The sequence below is a fragment of the Nodosilinea sp. LEGE 06152 genome (genome assembly GCF_015207525.1).
Lineage (GTDB): Bacteria > Cyanobacteriota > Cyanobacteriia > Phormidesmidales > Phormidesmidaceae > Nodosilinea.
The window spans coordinates 19,471-36,908 of sequence record NZ_JADEWR010000016.1 but is presented as its reverse complement, the minus strand read 5'-3'; the positions used below and the strand labels follow the sequence as shown (position 1 = coordinate 36,908).

The 17,438-nt window shown below is 57.5% G+C and carries 14 protein-coding genes and 1 pseudogene; 12 read left to right on the top strand and 3 right to left on the bottom strand.

The annotated features are described in order from the left end of the window. Positions 1-106: 106 nt before the first annotated feature. From IQ265_RS20345 to IQ265_RS20325, 5 genes and pseudogenes are all read left to right on the top strand, one after another. The gene (locus IQ265_RS20345) at positions 107-2,632 is read left to right on the top strand and encodes an HDIG domain-containing metalloprotein (protein ID WP_194056953.1); all 2,526 of its coding nucleotides are present in this window, start codon (positions 107-109) and stop codon (positions 2,630-2,632) included. A gap of 896 nt (positions 2,633-3,528) precedes the next feature. Further along, positions 3,529-4,134, top strand: a complete 606-nt coding sequence (locus IQ265_RS20340) for a serine O-acetyltransferase (protein WP_194056951.1) — start codon at positions 3,529-3,531, stop codon at positions 4,132-4,134. A 348-nt stretch (positions 4,135-4,482) separates the two neighbouring features. Continuing rightward, positions 4,483-5,445, top strand: a complete 963-nt coding sequence (locus tag IQ265_RS20335) for an ABC transporter permease (protein WP_194056949.1) — start codon at positions 4,483-4,485, stop codon at positions 5,443-5,445. Beyond that, positions 5,435-6,346, top strand: a pseudogene (locus IQ265_RS20330) (ABC transporter permease). The gene IQ265_RS20335 and the pseudogene IQ265_RS20330 overlap by 11 nt, the downstream one beginning before the upstream one ends. Positions 6,347-6,351: 5 nt before the next feature. Beyond that, positions 6,352-7,185, top strand: coding sequence for a polysaccharide deacetylase family protein (locus tag IQ265_RS20325; protein WP_194056947.1), 834 nt, complete (start codon positions 6,352-6,354; stop codon positions 7,183-7,185). Here IQ265_RS20325 and IQ265_RS20320 read toward each other — a convergent pair. Beyond that, positions 7,106-7,939: a Cof-type HAD-IIB family hydrolase gene (locus IQ265_RS20320; RefSeq protein WP_194056945.1), complete on the bottom strand. Its 834-nt coding sequence runs from the start codon at positions 7,937-7,939 to the stop codon at positions 7,106-7,108. The genes IQ265_RS20325 and IQ265_RS20320 overlap by 80 nt on opposite strands. A 577-nt stretch (positions 7,940-8,516) precedes the next feature. Between IQ265_RS20320 and IQ265_RS20315 the strand changes: the two genes are divergently transcribed. Then, a complete protein-coding gene (locus IQ265_RS20315) occupies positions 8,517-8,996 on the top strand; it encodes an Hsp20/alpha crystallin family protein (protein ID WP_194056943.1) in 480 nt (159 codons plus the stop codon). Positions 8,997-9,073: 77 nt separating this feature from the next. Then, positions 9,074-9,733 (top strand): phosphoribosyltransferase, encoded by a 660-nt coding sequence (locus IQ265_RS20310; protein WP_228038220.1) that lies wholly within the window; start codon positions 9,074-9,076, stop codon positions 9,731-9,733. A 4-nt stretch (positions 9,734-9,737) separates the two neighbouring features. Here the strand turns inward: IQ265_RS20310 and IQ265_RS20305 are convergent, their stop codons facing one another. Continuing rightward, positions 9,738-10,364 (bottom strand): TenA family protein, encoded by a 627-nt coding sequence (locus tag IQ265_RS20305; RefSeq protein WP_194056941.1) that lies wholly within the window; start codon positions 10,362-10,364, stop codon positions 9,738-9,740. 107 nt (positions 10,365-10,471) lie between these two features. Beyond that, complete coding sequence (locus IQ265_RS20300) at positions 10,472-11,233, bottom strand: HAD family hydrolase (RefSeq protein ID WP_194056939.1); 762 nt, start codon at positions 11,231-11,233, stop codon at positions 10,472-10,474. A gap of 415 nt (positions 11,234-11,648) precedes the next feature. Between IQ265_RS20300 and IQ265_RS20295 the strand changes: the two genes are divergently transcribed. The 5 genes from IQ265_RS20295 (at position 11,649) to lptC (ending at position 17,224) form a co-directional block, all read left to right on the top strand. Beyond that, a complete protein-coding gene (locus tag IQ265_RS20295; protein ID WP_194056937.1) occupies positions 11,649-12,668 on the top strand; it encodes a cysteine synthase A in 1,020 nt (339 codons plus the stop codon). Positions 12,669-12,925: 257 nt separating this feature from the next. Next, positions 12,926-13,459, top strand: coding sequence for a signal peptidase I (gene lepB, locus IQ265_RS20290; protein ID WP_194057137.1), 534 nt, complete (start codon positions 12,926-12,928; stop codon positions 13,457-13,459). 271 nt (positions 13,460-13,730) lie between these two features. Beyond that, positions 13,731-15,338, top strand: coding sequence for a methionine--tRNA ligase (gene metG, locus IQ265_RS20285; protein WP_194056935.1), 1,608 nt, complete (start codon positions 13,731-13,733; stop codon positions 15,336-15,338). A 68-nt stretch (positions 15,339-15,406) separates the two neighbouring features. Beyond that, the gene (locus IQ265_RS20280; RefSeq protein ID WP_194056933.1) at positions 15,407-16,060 is read left to right on the top strand and encodes an NYN domain-containing protein; all 654 of its coding nucleotides are present in this window, start codon (positions 15,407-15,409) and stop codon (positions 16,058-16,060) included. 15 nt (positions 16,061-16,075) lie between these two features. Beyond that, complete coding sequence (lptC, locus tag IQ265_RS20275; RefSeq protein WP_228038219.1) at positions 16,076-17,224, top strand: LPS export ABC transporter periplasmic protein LptC; 1,149 nt, start codon at positions 16,076-16,078, stop codon at positions 17,222-17,224. The last annotated feature ends 214 nt before the right edge of the window (positions 17,225-17,438 follow it).

Sequence of the window (17,438 nt, the reverse complement as noted above, 5' to 3'; positions counted from 1 at the left end):
GCGGAGGAAGGGGTATCTCGAACCGCTCGTTGCTGACGATTCAGTTTGGCTGGCCCTCTACTCTGGGGTTCCTGGCCTCTGCCCACCCCTCTAGCTGTCCTAATCTATGAAGGCAATTCAGGAATTTGTGGCTGCGGTTGAGCACTGGTGGGCTGTGGAGCAGCAGACCATAAAGCCCAAGATCTCTCGCCCTACGCTGCTACCCCGCTCGCCGTCTCTAGAGCCGCTGCAGGCTAGCGACAAGCCAGGCGCACCTTGCTCTGCTCAGCCCGCACGGTTGCGCAAAGGTCGGCCGCAGCCCTGCCGTCCTCTGCGACGGCGCAAAAATATTCGTCATCCCCGGCTGGCCTTTGTGCTGACCACCCTGAGTCTGACGGCTATTCTAGGGCAGCGCTTTTATAACCAGCCAGGCCTGCAGGTGGGCAGCGTGGCTCCCAACACCATTTTTGCCCCCGCCGATGCTCGGGTAGAAGATAAAGAAACCACCGAAGAACGCCGTCGAGATGCTCGCAATGGTGCTCTTCAGGTACTGCGCATCGAATCGACTACCGACGAGGCGGTGCTGCGATCGCTGGGCAGCCTGATGGCAGAGGTGGGTGATATTCGCCGCCAGGCTGGAACGGTACCCTTTGTCGCCACCAGCACCTTGTCAACCCAGATGCAGAGTTACCTGCGGCGCTCCGACGACGCCACCTGGCTGAAGCTGCGTAGTCTGATTGACCCCTTGGCCAACGAAAGCGCCCGCGATGAGCGGGTAACGCTAGATACCCTGCTGCGCAACCAGACCATTACTCCCGACCAGCAAACCGCCCTGGGCGAACTTTGGGCCTATGGTCAGCGCTCTAGCAGCCAGGAGCTGCGCCAGCTCTTAGACTCAGTGGAGCAGGCGCGGCAGGGCTACCAGGAGGCAATGGCCAACTTCACGCTGCTTGTTGCCCAAGCTGAGGGCGTTGCCGAATCTCCCCAAGTGCTTGATCTATCCCTTCAAGACTGGGCCAACGCCCAGGTCGAAATTCGCAAGGCAGCGGAGCGCATGCTGGCCCAGGGCATTTCCTCGGGGTTGCCCCCAGAGGTGCTCGATCGCGCTGTCTATCTGCAGCTCAAAGACACGCTGCCCCGCCCCATCGAACCCTTTGCTCGCCAGCTGTTGCTCTCTACCCTAGAGCCCAACCTGATTGAAGACAGCGATCGCACTCGCCTGCAGGCCGATATGGCCGCAGAGGCAGTCAAACCCGTCTTTGTAGAAGTGCAGCAGGGGGAACTCATCGTTGCCGCTGGCGACGTTATTACCCAGAGCCGATTTGTGCTGCTCGATAGCTTCAACCTCAGCCAGCGCCGCTTCAACTACTGGGGTCTGGCTATGTTTGGGGGGCTGGTGGCCGGTGGAGTGGGCCTGTTTTTGCTAGTTGAGCGCTGGGTACCCCAGCGCCTGCGTCAGCAAGACTACCTGTTGCTAACGGCCATGGTGGTCAGCGCTGGGGTCATGAAAATGGCTGGGGTGGCCGCCTACGGGCTGCCGGCTATTGGCCTGCTAGCGGGCAGTTTCTACGGCCCCGTGCTGGGGGGCACCCTGGTCGTGCTGGTGGCCGTCCTGCTGCCCATCGGGGCCACAGTCAGCGGGATTTCGTTTATGGCTGGGGCCGCCGGAGCTTTTGTGTGCAGCCTACTGGCGGGCCGCATGCGATCGCGCGAAGAGCTGGCCCTCCTCGGCGGTAGTGTGGGCCTGACCCAGGGGGTAGCCTACCTGCTGCTAACGCTGGTGGTCAGCCCGGTATCGCTGATCTCAGCCTGGTCGGGCATGCTCACTGGGGCGGCCCTTCAGGGCATCTACGGCGTGATTTCTAGCATTGCTGCCCTGGGCCTCAGCCCCTACCTGGAGCACCTCTTTGATCTGGTGACTCCCATTCGCCTGGCCGAGCTGTCAAACCCCAACCGTCCCATGCTCAAACGGCTGGCGTCAGAAGCCCCTGGAACCTTTCAGCACACGGTATTTGTGTCAAGTTTGGCGGAGGCCGCCGCCCGTGCCCTAAGCTGCAACGTCGAGCTAGTACGTGCCGGTACCCTTTACCACGACATCGGCAAAATGCACGACCCCCAGGGCTTTATCGAAAACCAGATGGGTGGCCCCAACAAGCACGACGTCCTCAATGACCCCTGGCTCAGCGCCGAAATCATCAAAAAACACGTCACCGAAGGCATTGTAATGGCGCGCAAGTGTCGGCTGCCGAAGGCGGTGCAGGCTTTCATTCCCGAGCACCAGGGCACCATGCTAATCAGTTACTTCTATCACCAGGCCGAAGAAATGGCTAAAGATGAGCCAGCCCTGGTGGTGAAAGAAGACGACTTTCGCTACGACGGCCCCATTCCTCAGTCGCCCGAAACTGGTATTGTCATGCTGGCCGACTCCTGCGAGGCGGCGCTGCGATCGCTCACCGATGCCACCCCCGACGAGGCCCTAGCCATGGTCAACCGCATTCTGCGCGCCCGCTGGAAAGATAATCAGCTGGTAGAATCGGGCCTGACCCGCGACCACATGGCCCTGATTGCCGAAATTTTTGTGCAGGTGTGGCAGCAGTACAACCACAAGCGTATCGCCTACCCAAAGGCCGCGCTGGCTCCTAAGCTCAGCTAAACCCCAGCTCCAGAAAAGACAAGCTCAAAAGCCTGGTATCTGAGGTCTGACTGCCTGACACCTTTCCAATGTAGGTTGGGGCAACGCAGTGGAACCCAACCCTAGCCGATAATCTAGGGCCTGTGGGTTCTGCTGTCGCGCCACTCAACCTACAGGATGTCAATGCTTTCCAAAGTTGTGTCAGTCAACCAGGTTTGAGGTTATCCCCCAGGGAGCTGTTCTAGGGCTGACCCCACATCAAGGTGAGTTCAAAACCCCGGCCTAAAACAGATTTCTCGTAGGGGCAAACGGTCGCTTGCTCTTAACCAAGCGGGGGTAAGCAACCAGAGCTGATCCACAGGACAACCGTCTATGCCTGTTGCAAGATGGCCGTGGGCCGTCTTAACTCTCCTGCAGCCCATTCCTTGGAAGCTACCGATACCGCCTGACTTGAAGGCATCTTCCCCTTTAGAGTGAATGGCCTTTCTGCAAAACACTCCAGCAGTCTAAGCGTGGAACGAAACAGGGTAGGTAGTATTTTTACTAAATTATGAACTTATTACAAAGCCCTAACACTGCCTCTGTGGAATGATTTTGCCGTCGGAGTAGACTAAGCATAGCAATTTAAGAGTCTTATTTCAGAGTCTTAATGAGTGCTCTCAAGGTTGATTTTCATGTCTGCAGGTTAGACCTTGTATGCTTTTGCCCCATCAGTCCTAGGTAGCTGCCCATAGGCGTTTATAGCTTGCCTTTCTGCCCCCGTGCTGCCCCTGCAAAATTGAGTAACCGTTACATCACACCCAAACGGTTAACTAGTTTTCGGTAACCTTGTCTGATAATTGTCGTCTAAACGATGTTGTCAGTTGTGTCGATGCCGAACGTCCTAGGTCATTTAGATAAGTTGGGATAGGAGTTATATGACCTCTGCAATTAACGTTGCCGATAGTGCTTTGGACGTCAATTTTGAGAATCGATTGGAGCAACCCAATACCTCATTCAAAGCGTTAATTGAGCAAATCAAGGAAGACTGGATTGCCCACGGCCGCGATTGGGTTAAGCCTGGGTTTAGAGCTGTGGCAGTCCATCGGTTTGGCGTCTGGCGCATGGGCGTTAAGTCCAAGTTTCTGCGGGCACCACTGAGCTTGGTCTATCGAATGATGTACCACAAGGTGCGAAACACCTACGGTATTGAGTTGCCCTACTCGGTCAAACTAGGGCGACGGGTCGTTGTAGAGCACCAGGGCAACATTGTTGTGCACGGCAACTGCATCATTGGCGATGACACCATTATTCGACAGGGCGTTACGCTGGGTTTGCGCCATCTCGATCGCCCCTTTGATGCTCCGATTTTGGGTAATCGGGTCAATGTGGGAGCGGGCGCTAAGCTGTTTGGCAAAATCACGATTGGCGACAACGTCAATGTGGGTGCTAACGCTGTTGTTCTAAGCGATGTACCCCCAGACTCTACCGTGGTAGGGATTCCGGCCAAGATTATTAAATCTAAGGCAGACAGCTTGGTCTAAATGTCATTAGCCTGCCCTGATCCACCTGTTGATAGCAGCGTCGGTTTCGGGGTGGGTTGGAGCTAAATCAAAGGGTTCTGTGCCTTAGGGGTTCTGCAGCCTGGGGCATTGCATGTATGTCGCGGCGGTCATGCGATTAGGCCCTAGCAACTGTCCCTGGCGAAAACTGAGGCAGCGCCAATACCTTTTAGCTGATGGGCGGTTGCTGGATTGAGCAAAGAGAGCTTGGCTTCGGAGGCTTTGCCCAGGGAGCAACAAAAAAAATATGCGTAGGGGAAATGGCCCCGTTAGACTAGCCATAGTCTGAGGTTACGGTCTGAGGCTGCTCCTACCCCATAGTTTTCTACCATGCTCGGCTATCTGCTTAAGCGCCTGCTGGTTGCCATTCCGACGCTGTTGGCCATCAGCGCGGTGATCTTCGTTATTCTGGCGCTGTCGCCCAGCAATCCACTGGGCGAGCTGGCGACGAACCCGGCAATTACGCCGGAGGTGCGGGAGAATATTATGCGATCGCTGGGCCTCGACCAGCCCATTCCCATTCGCTACCTGAAGTGGACAATGGCGCTGTTTAGCGGCAACCTGGGCTACTCTTTCGTCAGCCGACTGCCGGTGGCGGCGCTGATCGCTCAGCGCCTGCCCGTAACTCTCTGGGTAATTGGGGTAGCCTACCTGTTGAGCGTGGCCCTGGCCTTGCCTCTGGGCGTGGTCGCGGCCCTGCGGCAAAACACCTGGATTGACCGCACCATTACCACCGTTGCCTTTATGGGCTTCTCGACGCCGCCGTTTTTTTCGGGGCTGGTGCTCATTATTGTGCTGAGCGTGCGACTGGGCTGGCTGCCCTTTATCTATGACAACACGCTGGTGGTAACCGATTTGGGCAGCTTGGGGCAGTGGCTGCGGCAGTCAATTATGCCTATTGCCACGCTAGTGCTGTTTCAGACGGCGGTGCTGCTGCGGTTTGTGCGGGCCGCCATGCTCGAAGAAATTCCGCAGACCTATGTGAAAACGGCGCGAGCCAAGGGCCTGGGCCGCTGGCGCATTGTTACCCTGCACATGCTGCGCAACGCGCTGATTCCGGTAGTGACTTTGGTGGCGCTGGATATTCCCACCATTTTTACTGGGGCGCTGGTGACAGAGCAGGTGTTTCGGGTGCCGGGGATTGGGGCGCTGCTGATTGAGTCTATCTACCGCAGCGATACGCCGGTAGTCATGGGCATTGCCTTTATTTATGCGGTGCTGGTGGTGGCCTTTAACTTGGTGGCCGATGTGCTCTACGGCGTCATTGACCCTCGGGTGCGCTATGGCCACTAATTCTGTAGCGCCCAAGTTAGTTGCTCCCCTGGGCGACCAGAACCAAGTCTGGCAGCGGTTGTGGGGCGATCGCACCGCTCGACTGGCCCTAATTGGGCTAGGAGTTTTGGTAGGTGCGATCGCCCTTGGCCCTCTCCTCTACCCAGCCTCTCCCAGCGCCATTGACTTTGGCCGTGCCCTTTTGCCCCCTGGTGTGGGGCAGCCCCTGGGCACCAATGACCTGGGCCAAGACCAGCTGGCTCGGCTGCTGCTNGGGGGCSGTNNAWCTSGCYNAGSKGWGRGSYYKSYGGCTGCTCTGGTGGGCATTAGCCTGGGGGTGGGTATTGGGGCGCTGGCTGGGTTTTGCGGCGGCTGGGTCGACGTCGTGCTGATGCGGGTCACGGACCTGTTTTTGGCGCTGCCCCAGCTGCCCCTGGTACTGCTGGTGGTCTACCTGCTGGGCGATCCGGTGCGGCGATCGCTGGGGGCAGAGCGGGGCATTTTTGGGCTGATTGTGCTGCTGATTGGCGGGCTGAGCTGGATGTCGGTGGCCCGTTTGGTGCGGGCTGGATTCTTGAGCCTCAAGCAGCGAACTTTTGTGGAAGCCGCTGTGGCCCTGGGTGCCCGGCCCTGGGGCATTGTCAAAACCCACCTGCTGCCCAATATCCTTGGTCCTGTGATTGTGGCTGCTACGATTGGGGTCGGTAACGCCCTGCTGGCCGAGTCTACCCTGAGCTTTTTAGGGGTTGGGTTTCCGCCCGACGTGCCCACCTGGGGTCGCATGCTCTACGACGCTCAAAACTATATCGAGAGCGCGCCTCACCTGGTGCTGGCCCCTGGTCTGGCCATTTTTTTCACCGTGCTTTGCATTAATACGCTGGGCGATCGCCTCCGCGATAGTCTAGATCCCACTAGCCGCTAACCCCTATGGCCCTTCCCCAGCAGCAGATCCTCACCCAGGTCGCCCGGATGTTTCCGGATGCGCTGTTTTATGCCCCTACCGAGGCCCAGCTGGTGGCCCTCACCATTGACGATGTGCCGACGCCGGGCGATCGCAACGACACCTCTACCCGGCTCATTCTCACCGCCCTCGATCGCTACAACCGCACCGCCGCGCACCCGGTGCGGGCCACCTTCTTTGTGATTACCGACCACCTCAATCCGGGCAGCACCATTCTGCAAGAGATTTTGGCCAGCGGTCACGAAATTGCCAACCACGGCACCACCGACACCACCCCCGCCATTTTGCAGCCCGCCCAGTTTGCCCGCCACTTTCAAGAGGCCCACGATCGCATTACCGACCTGATTCAGCAGCCGCTGCGCTGGTATCGCCCCGGCCGCGGCCTCTACAACCGGGCAATGGTCGACCACATTCGGCTCACCCCCGGCTACGAGTCGCTGGTGGCCCTAGCGTCGATGGTGCCGTTTGACACCCTGCGCCCCCTCAGCAAGCCCACCCTCAACACCTGGTACCTGGCCCGCTTTATTTTCCCGGGCGCTATCTTTGTTATGCACGGCGGGTCGATGGAGCGCTGCGTGCAAACGGCCCAAGCGCTGCCAACGCTGCTCAGCCTCATTGACCGTCAGGGGTTTCGGGTTGTTACGCTCTCGCAGCTGTACGATGGCCTCAGCTCAAACAGCCCAGGCCCAGATGGCCCAACTCAAGGACCGGCAGAAAACCCTACAGCAGAAACTCTCGCAGCGCCGCCGCTACCCCATCCGCATCCACCCCCGGAGCCACCCAATCGGCCCCCTGCTTGACGGGTTCAGGCGCATCGCCCATTGCTACGCCAATACCTGCATAGCGCAGCATTTCTAGGTCGTTGTAGTTGTCGCCGATAGCCATCACCTGGTCGGGCGCAAGACCCAGCAGGTCTTCAGCCAAAAACCGCACGGCTTCGCCCTTGTGGGCCAGGGGGTGGGTTGCCTCCACAAAGTACTCGACCGATCGCGTCAAATAGAGGTCTTCGGTGGGATAGCGCTGGCCCAGGTGGCTCAAAATGTCGCTGAGCAGGTCAAGGTTGTTGCTGAGCGTCAGCAGCTTGGTGGTTTCGATCGCAACGTTGTTGTTCAGCAGCATGGCCAAGTCGCCAGCGGCAATGGGGTGAATGCCCGACCGCTGGGCGTAGGCTTCGGTGTCGTCGATAATCGTCCGCACGTGGAGCTGGTCGTCAATGTACAGGTGAACCGACAGGTCGTTGTTAGCCTCCATCGGGGCCAGGTAGGTCAAGATTTCCAGCGCCAGCTGCCGGGGTAGGGGCGTGTGGCGGTGCAGTTTTTGAGTTTTGGGGTCTTTGATGAAGGCTCCCTGGTAAGCCATCAGCGGCAGGGCTGAGCCCACTAGCTGATGAAATCGCAGCGCTGATTGGTACATGCGCCCGGTGGCGATCGCGACCGCAATCCCCCGCTGCTGCACCTGGCCAATAGCCTCCAAAACGGGGGCATTGATCTGGTTAGACTCTCCGGCCAGGGTACCGTCGATATCGAGCACGAGTAAACGAATGTCGGCAGTCATGGGGTGAGCCTGTGAACGTTTCCGCGTTTATTATCTCTGGCGAAGGGGCTGATTGTTCAACACAGGCTAGGGTCAGGCGGATTGTAGGGGCATCGTCAGGGCCAATACCAACTCCCGAATGAATACTCCCAATTTGTGGGGGTGTAGCATGTCACGCCCTGACAGGGGCAATGGGTGTGAATTGGGGTTCATTAAACTGAATTTTGTCTAAGTCTCAGGCAACGGTGCGCTGTATAAGCGTACAGTCCAACATATTGAGGCATAGAAAAATGTCATTATCCTGCTGAGTTGAAGCCCGATTTTTTCGCCTTTGCCGTTGTTGTAAATCCGTTGCCCAGCCCTACGACAAAACCCCGAGCAGACCAGCCGTGTATAACTAAAAATTCAATATTTCTTTACAAAAAACCTCACGAATTATGGTTTGGATTTAGCATAAAGGTAGGTCACAGACAGAAATTTTCGCTGGTGAGGTAAGGGGCTAAGCTTAACTGTTCTCTCCTGCCAGTGAACATCTATCGATGACCGATACCCAGCCCTAACACCAACTTTATCTTCATAGAAAAATGGAGGAAAAGTTATGCCTATCATGCATCACGATCCCCTGGGTGACATCGCTCGTTGGGAGCCATTTCGAGGTATTGAGCGCTTGCACCGAGAAATGAATCACCTGTTCGATCGCTTTCTTGCCGGGGGTGATGGCGACGGCGACAGAGGCCTACAATCGCTAACCTTCATGCCCTCGGCAGAAATGGAAGAAACCGATAATGCCATTCATCTAAAACTTGAGATTCCAGGGATGGAAGCTAAGGATTTAGATCTTCAGGTCACCGAATCATCGGTTTTAGTCAGAGGCGAGCGCAAGTCAGAGTCTAAGCACGAAGAAAAGGGCTTAGTGCGCTCAGAATTTCACTATGGCCAGTTTGAGCGCACGATTCCGCTGCCCGCGCGCATTCAAACCGACCATGTGCAGGCCGACTACAAAAACGGCATGGTGCATCTAACTCTGCCCAAATTGGAATCAGAGCAGCAAAAAGTTGTGAAAGTCGATATTCACTAAGCCGTTTTGAAGGGGGGCTGCAATCGCGATTGCAGCCCCCCTTCCTTCCCCCGCCGCCCGTTCCCAGGAGGTAGACCATGCTCGATGCTGTTGCCCACAACATGCGGTTTCAAGACCGTGCCGATGCCGGACGACAGCTCGCCAATCGACTGAAGCGTTATGCCCATCGCCCCGATGTGCTAGTGCTTGGGCTGCCTCGGGGCGGGGTACCGGTAGCCTACGAAGTGGCCCAGGCTCTCAATGCGCCGCTGGATATTTGCCTGGTTCGTAAGCTGGGGGTGCCAGACCACGAAGAACTGGCCTTAGGAGCAATCGCCTCGGGCGGGGTGCGCGTACTCAATGACGATGTCGTCCGCGGGCTAGACATTGCAACCTCAACGATTGACGCCATTGCGGCTAAAGAGCTGCAAGAGCTGCAGCGCCGCGATCGCGCCTACCGGGGCGATCGGCCACCGCCTACCATCCGCGATCGCACCGTTATTTTGGTCGATGACGGTATTGCTACCGGAGCCACCATGCGGGCCGCGATCTCAGTGGTTAGCCCTCAGCAGCCTGCCAGGCTAATTGTGGCTGCCCCCGTGGCTGCGCCCAGTCTCTACGATGAGCTGAGGCTCAAGGTCGATGAGGTCGTATGTGTGGCTCTGCCTGACCGGCTTACGGCGATCGGCTGCTGGTACGAGAACTTCTCCCAAACCAGCGATGAAGACGTTCGCCACCGCCTGGCTAGCCAGCCCTAAGCCGTCACGATTTGACCTGCCAGGCGGCTTCAAAAAAGGCGAGCTCGCAGTCCATTGCGTAGCGGTAGGCGGCTCGGTTGCTGGGGGTATCGACAGCCTGATTGTCAATCAGCGCTTCGAGCTGGGCGGCCAGAGGCTCAAACTGGTCGCTGCTGTAGGTCTCGATCCAGGGGCTGTAGCGGTGAGCTGGTGGCTTGAGCTGCGCTAGGGACTGCCCTAAAAAGGCATAGAGCCGCATGCACGGGGCCATAGCGATCGCCGTCGCCTCAGACGACTGCCCCCAGGCGGTGCTGAGCAAAAAATCGGTATAGCGACGGGTGGCCGCACCAGGAGTGACCATCGCCAGCTCGACGCCCCACTGCTGGGCGTAACTGCTGTGCAAATTAAGCTCGGCCAGCACCCCATCAGCCAGCTGATGAAACACTTGAAACGTCTCCCAAGTAGGGGCTTTGGCGGCAGCGATGCTGTAGGCACGGGCAAAGGCTTCGAGAAAAAAGGCGTCTTGTCCCACGTAGTAGGCAAAATTCTCGACCGGCAGGGTGCCGTCGCCAAGACCCTGTACGAAGGGATGTTGCAGACAGGCCTGGGCAAGGTCATCACTGGAGTGCCAGAGGGCTTGAGATAACGGCATGAGTAGAAAAGAGGATGAGGGGATGAGGAGGTGAGGCCGATTTGGCGGAGACAACCCTGACGTAAAGGGTAGGGGCGTGCGGCGTGCGCCCTGAGCCGTGCTGGCGTTTAAGACGGTAGGAGCGCCTGGGCCAAATCTAGGGAGAAATAATAGGCGTTGCTGGCCTCGCCCCACAGCACTTCAAACGGAAGGCTGGGTTCGCCCAGATGACTGATTACCAGGCGAGCGCCGGGCAGAGCATAGTTGCGAGTGTAGTCGTTGACCGTGACCACGGTGGGAAGCCCGGCTGCGATCGCGGCTTCTAACCCCTGTGGGCTGTCTTCAACCACCAGGCAGGTGGCGGGGTTGAGACCCATAGCGTTGATCACCAGATTATAGATATCAGGGGCGGGTTTTTTAGCCGGCACCATGTCTCCGGCGGCGATTACCTCAAACCAGGTGGGCGAGTCTGGCCCCAGCAGACGCTCCAGCAGCGGGATAACGCTGTCTTTGGCGCTGGTGGTGGCGATCGCCAGTCGCACCCCCTCCCGCTGAGCCGCCTCAATCAATCGCCTCACCCCCGGCCGCAGCGGTATTACGTTGCTGGCAACCAGCGCCTGAAAATGGCGAGCCTTGGCCTGGTGCAGCCCCACCACCAGCTCATCAATGTCGTCTTGACGCTCAAACTTGGGCTGGTAGCGATGAATATAGTGGCGAATGCGCTCTTTGCCACCGGCCACCCGCAACAGCTGACCATAGAGACCTACTGGCCAGTGCCAGGGCAGCCCAAACTCCTGAAACGCTTGATTAAACGCGACTCGGTGGCCGTCACGCTCGGTTTCGGCCAGAGTACCGTCGACATCAAAAATGAGCGCTTCGAGGGTTTTCATTGGCACTAGAGACGAAACAAGCTGAAAAAGACAGGGGTAGCGGTGGCGTTGTGCTATGGCCGAGATTGTGCCCCGATGGCAGATGCTAGCTGCGTTTCCGCCTGTCAAACTGAAGAGACGCTAGATCAGCATCTTTCCTTAAGGCCAGTCCTAAACCAGTTTTTAAGAACCAAGGGTGATAGCGACCAAGGGGCGTTCACGAAGTGTCTCAGGGTGAGAATTACTTCCTCATGCTTTAACTGAGACTGTTGCCCCTGGTAGCACCCTCAAAAGCGGCCCCAAAACTGCAGAAAGCATAACGATTCTAGCCGAGAAGCCCGCCGTTTCACCGTAGGATGAAGAGGCGACCTGCGCTAGATCAGTGAGTCGGCGTCGGCCCCGGCGCAGCAGGCTGTTGTCAACGGTTACGAAGAATATGGATATCAAAAACGGTTTTGTCGCCGCAGTGGGCAACACCCCCTTAATTCGCCTTCCAAGCGTTAGCGAAGCCACCGGCTGCGACATTTTGGGTAAGGCAGAATTTCTCAACCCCGGCGGGTCGGTCAAAGACCGCGCTGCCCTCTACATCATTAAAGACGCTGAAGAAAAAGGCCTGCTCAAGCCCGGCGGCACCGTCGTCGAGGGTACGGCTGGCAATACCGGCATTGGCCTGGCGCACATCTGCAACGCTAAAGGCTACCGCTGCCTGATCGTCATTCCCGATACCCAATCCCAGGAAAAAATTGACCTGCTGCGCACCTTGGGAGCCGAGGTGCGCACCGTGCCCGCTGTGCCCTACCGCGACCCCAACAACTACGTAAAGCTGTCGGGTCGTCTGGCGGCAGAACTCGACAACGCCATCTGGGCCAACCAGTTCGACAACCTGGCCAACCGCCTGGCCCACTACGAAACCACTGCCCCCGAGATCTGGGCGCAGACCGAGGGCACCATTGACGGCTGGGTAGCCGCTACCGGTACCGGCGGCACCTACGCGGGCGCAGCTCTGTTTTTTAAAGAGAAAAATCCTCAAATTCGCTGCGTAGTGGCCGACCCCATGGGCAGCGGTCTCTACAGCCACATCAAAACCGGCGAAATCAACATCCAGGGCAGTTCGATTACCGAAGGCATTGGCAACAGCCGCATTACTGCCAACATGGAAGGAGTACCCATTGACGACGCCATTCAAATTGAAGATGCTGAGGCGCTGCGCACCCTCTATCAACTGCTCTATGAAGATGGGCTATTTATGGGTGGCTCCGTGGGTATCAATGTGGCGGCAGCAGTCAAGCTAGCCCAGCAGCTCGGCCCTGGCCATAAAATTGTTACGGTGCTGTGCGACGGCGGCTCGCGCTACCAATCGCGCATTTACAGCCGTCCCTGGCTAGAAGAAAAAGGGCTGTGGTCTGAGGACCTGGCCCCTGCAATTTCTCCAAAAATTGCTTCGGCGATCGCCTAGATCTACCCCTGAATGCATCCCCCCAGCTAATTGTCTGCAATCGCGGTAAACCCCTGCCCTCAAGGGCAGATGGTTGCAAAGCAGATCGACTACACTAGGACAGATTAAAGGGAAACGCCTGTGGTGAAATACGCCTCAGAGCTGCCTGAGCACCCTGCTCTATAACTTTCGGGGACACACCTGTGACCGATCAGTCTGATAAATCTTCGCTGCCGCCCAAACCTGCCCTGGATCAAGGTCCAGGGCAACGAAAGCAGATGTCGCAACCCAATCCCTGGGTGGAGGGGCTGCAAACCATTGGGCTAAGCGTCGTGTTGGCTTTGGGGATTCGGCACTTTGTGGCAGAGGCGCGCTACATTCCCTCTGGCTCAATGGAGCCAACCCTGCAAATCAACGATCGCCTGGTGATCGAAAAAATTAGCTACCACCTCAACCCTCCTGAGCATGGGGATATTGTGGTGTTTTGGCCGCCCGAAAGCCTTACCCCTCCGGGCAAGCGGCGCGATGCCTTTATCAAACGCATCGTTGGTCTACCGGGGGATGTGGTCGAGGTGCGCAACGGTGAGGTGATTCGCAATGGCGAGGTGCTGAGCGAGCCTTACATCAAAGCCCCACCCGACTACCAGTGGGGGCCTGAGGAAGTACCCGATGCGTCTTATCTGGTGCTGGGCGACAACCGCAACAGCAGCTACGACAGCCACGCCTGGGGGTTTGTGCCCCAGGAAAACATCATTGGCAAAGCCGTGGTGCGATTTTGGCCACCGGACCGACTCGGCCTGCTCGACGACTAAGGTCTTTTTTGGCCAGAGCGGTTTCAAATCAATTGTTTTACTCTGTCAGATGCTTAAATCTTCTAGGGTTTATTCAGGGAACGCTAACACAGCGGCTTAGTATACAAACTGGCATCGGGTTTGTGTAGGTGTCAAAGGTCAGCTTTTTGCTGGCGCTGCTATCCTGGTTATTTGGCGGGTTTTGCCCTAGAGCTTCGTTCTAGCGGCTGTTGCGCCGATGATTGCCGTTGTTAATTCAGCCTCTTAGCAGGCGAGTGTTCCCACTGGTTGTATGACTTTTACCCCTGCCGACAAACCGCCTTTTGCCATTACGACACCGCTCTATTACGTCAACGGCCTACCCCACATCGGCAGCGCTTACACCACGATTGCTGCTGACGTCGTGGCTCGCTTCTATCGGCTGATGGGGCACCCGGTGCTGATGATTACGGGCACCGACGAGCACGGCCAAAAGATTCAGCGCACCGCCGAAGAACGAGGCGTTTCACCCCAGGCTCACTGCGACGAGTTTGTGGCTGGGTTTGAGCGACTGTGGGCATTGCTCAATATTGACTGCGATCGCTTCATTCGCACTACGGCCCCGCGCCACAACGCCATCGTCAACGAGTTTTTTCAGCGCGTCTGGGATCGGGGCGATATCTACAAGGGCCAGCAGCAGGGCTGGTACTGCGTCTCCTGCGAAGAATTTAAAGAAGAGCGCGACCTGCTCGATGGGAAGCGCTGCCCCATCCACACCAACAAGGCGGTCGAGTGGCGCGACGAGTCGAACTATTTTTTCAAGCTGTCTAACTATCAGGACCAGTTAGAGCAGCTCTACGCTGATCGCCCCGACTTTATTCAACCTGAGGCCCGCCGCAACGAGGTGCTGAGCTTTGTGAAGCGGGGGCTGCAAGATTTTTCTATTTCGCGCATTAACCTCGACTGGGGGTTCCCGGTACCCACCGACCCCGGCCATACCCTCTACGTGTGGTTTGACGCGCTTTTGGGCTACATTACCGCGCTGCAAGACCCCAGCGAACCGCCCAATCTTGAAAAAGCGATCGCCAACTGGTGGCCCATTAACACCCATTTGATTGGCAAAGATATTCTGCGCTTTCACGCGGTGTACTGGCCCGCCATGCTGATGTCGGCGGGGCTGCCGCTGCCGGAGCGGGTGTACGGCCACGGCTTTTTAACCAAGGATGGCCAGAAAATGGGCAAGAGCCAGGGCAACACCCTGGACCCGGTAGAACTGGTCGAAATCTACGGCCCCGACGCGGTGCGCTACTACTTCCTGCGTGAGATTGAGTTTGGCAAAGACGGCGACTTTAACGAAACCCGCTTTATCAACGTACTCAACGCCGATTTGGCCAACGACCTGGGCAACCTGCTCAACCGCACTCTCAAAATGGCGGCCCGCTACTGCGACGGCAAAGTGCCCGATGTCGACCCTAGTGCGATCGCGGCTGACCATCCCCTGCGGGCGATTGGCGCTGCCCTCACCGATACGGTAGCCAAGGCCTATACCCAGCTAGCCTTTAGCCAGGCCTGCACGGCCACTCTGGCCCTGGTGCAGGCCAGCAACAAGTTTCTAGACGAGCAAGCCCCCTGGAGCCTCTACAAACAGGGCAAACAGGCTGAGACTGAGGTCGTTTTATACGCTGTATTAGAGTCGGTGCGTCAGGCTGCCTACCTGCTGTCGCCGATTATTCCTGACATTAGCAACCAGATTTATACCCAGCTCGGCTTTGCCATCGATTTTAACGACAAAGCCCTTGGTCAAGCGATCGCCTACGCTGACCATGCCGCCTGGGGGCAACTGCCCCCGGCTCAACCCCTAGGAGAATCCGCTCCCGTATTTCAGCGCCTAGAGCTGCCCGAAACCGCAGCCAGCCCTTGATAACAATCCAACCCTTTTTACGCTTGCTTTAGGCTCACCAAACTCTATTTAATCCACCATAAAAACCCATGTTAGATACTCATCACAGCCATTCTCTAATTAGCGACGACGCCATATTTACCCCTGAGCAGGTGCTCGACAACAGGGGGCGGGTGGCCATTTTTATCGACGGTTCCAATCTGTTTTATGCAGCCCTGCAGCTAGGTATCGAGATTGACTACACAAAGCTGCTGTGCAAGCTGACCGCTGGGTCGCGGTTGTTTCGGTCGTTTTTCTACACCGGAGTAGATCGCACCAACGAAAAGCAGCAGGGCTTTTTGCTGTGGATGCGGCGCAACGGCTACCGGGTGATTGCCAAAGACCTGGTGCAGCTGCCCGACGGTTCTAAGAAAGCTAATCTCGACGTCGAGATTGCCGTAGACTTGGTGGCTTTGGTCGATTACTACGACACCGCTGTGCTGGTCAGCGGCGACGGCGATTTAGCCTATGCCGCCGATGCCGCCAGCTACCGCGGAGCGCGGGTAGAGGTGGTGAGTCTGCGATCGATGACTAGCGATAGCCTGATCAACGTAGCCGATCGCTACATCGACCTCGAAGGGGTCAAAGACGACATTCGCAAGCTGCCTCGCAGTACCGCTAGCCACAACTACACCTACAGGCCGCTGTCTAATCTGGCCGCCACCGAAGAGCCGCCGGAAGACGGCGTGGTGATTGGCGAATAACCTCTAGGGCAACCCATGGCAGCACAATGGCGGCGGTTAATGATTGGGGGAGCTGCGATCGCAGCGGTGACGATCGGGCTATACAGCCTGGTTGGCCCCAGGCCAGGTTCTGACCAGGCAACCGACACCACGGCCGATCCAGAGCCCGGCCTGACTCTGCGCGATGTCACCCTAGAGCAGCCCGACGACGATGGGCTGCTGCTGTGGCGAGTCAAGGGCGACGAGGTCACCTACAGCACCGATCAGCAGGTGGCCTTTATCACTCGCCCTGATGGCGATCTCTTTCAGGATGGCGAGGTGATCTATAGAGTTGTTGCCGACAAGGGTGAGGTGCAAGAGAACGGCAGCGTTATTGTGCTGCGGGGCAATATTGTTGCTACGGGCGTCAAAAATGGCTCTGTTTTGCGGGGCAGCGAAATGGAGTGGCGGCCCCAGGACGACATGCTGATCATGCGCGATCAAATTACCGGCACCCACCCTCAGCTGCGCGCCGCTGCCGACGAAGCGCGGGTGTTTAACCGCGAAAACCGCATGGAACTCCAGGGCAATGTGGTCGCCAGCACTGTAGTAGCTGACCCGCAGACCGAGTCCTGGCTTAAGCTTCAGGCCAAGGAACTGACCTGGTTTTGGGAAGACGAGCGCATTGAGAGCGCTGAGCCTTTGCGAGTTGAGCAGTTTAAGCAAAATGCCATTACCGACGTTGTGGTTGGCCAACGCGGTTCCCTCAACCTGGCTGAGCAGTTGGTTGCCCTACGGGGCCAGGTGGCCATGCAAATGCTAGAGCTGCCGCTCAACATGACCAGCGAAGCCCTCGATTGGCAGGTGGACGAGGAGCAGGTGGCCGTCAATCAGCCGCTAACGTTGGTTCATCCCGAAAACAAAATTAGGGTTACCGCCCGTCAGGGCCAGATGAACCTAGCTGAACAGCAGATTGTGCTCTCCCAGGATGTGGTGGCCGTTGGCGAAACCAACCAGACCCGCATGACCAGCGATCGCCTCAACTGGAACGTCGATACCCAAACGGTAGTGGCCGAAGGCCGAGTCAACTACCGCCAGGTCGACCCCGCCATCAACCTCAACGGCTCCCGCGCCGTGGGTCGCCTTGATGACCAAACTGTAGTGGTCGACGGCGGCCGTGTCGTTACCGAAATTGTGCCAAATTAGCCCGCTGGGTTGCGGATTTACTTGTTTGGGTTCATGGTTTAATACTGAATCCGCCTTGGCTAACCCCCGGTTGGGTTGGGCAAACGCCGTTTGCCCTTACTCAAGCCGCCTGCTGAGCATTGGGGTTAATGCAATTCGGATTTGGTATAAGGGCTAAAGCGCGCAACGTTGCTGCAACCCAAAACCCACCTACTCCTGGCCCCATTCGTTTGCT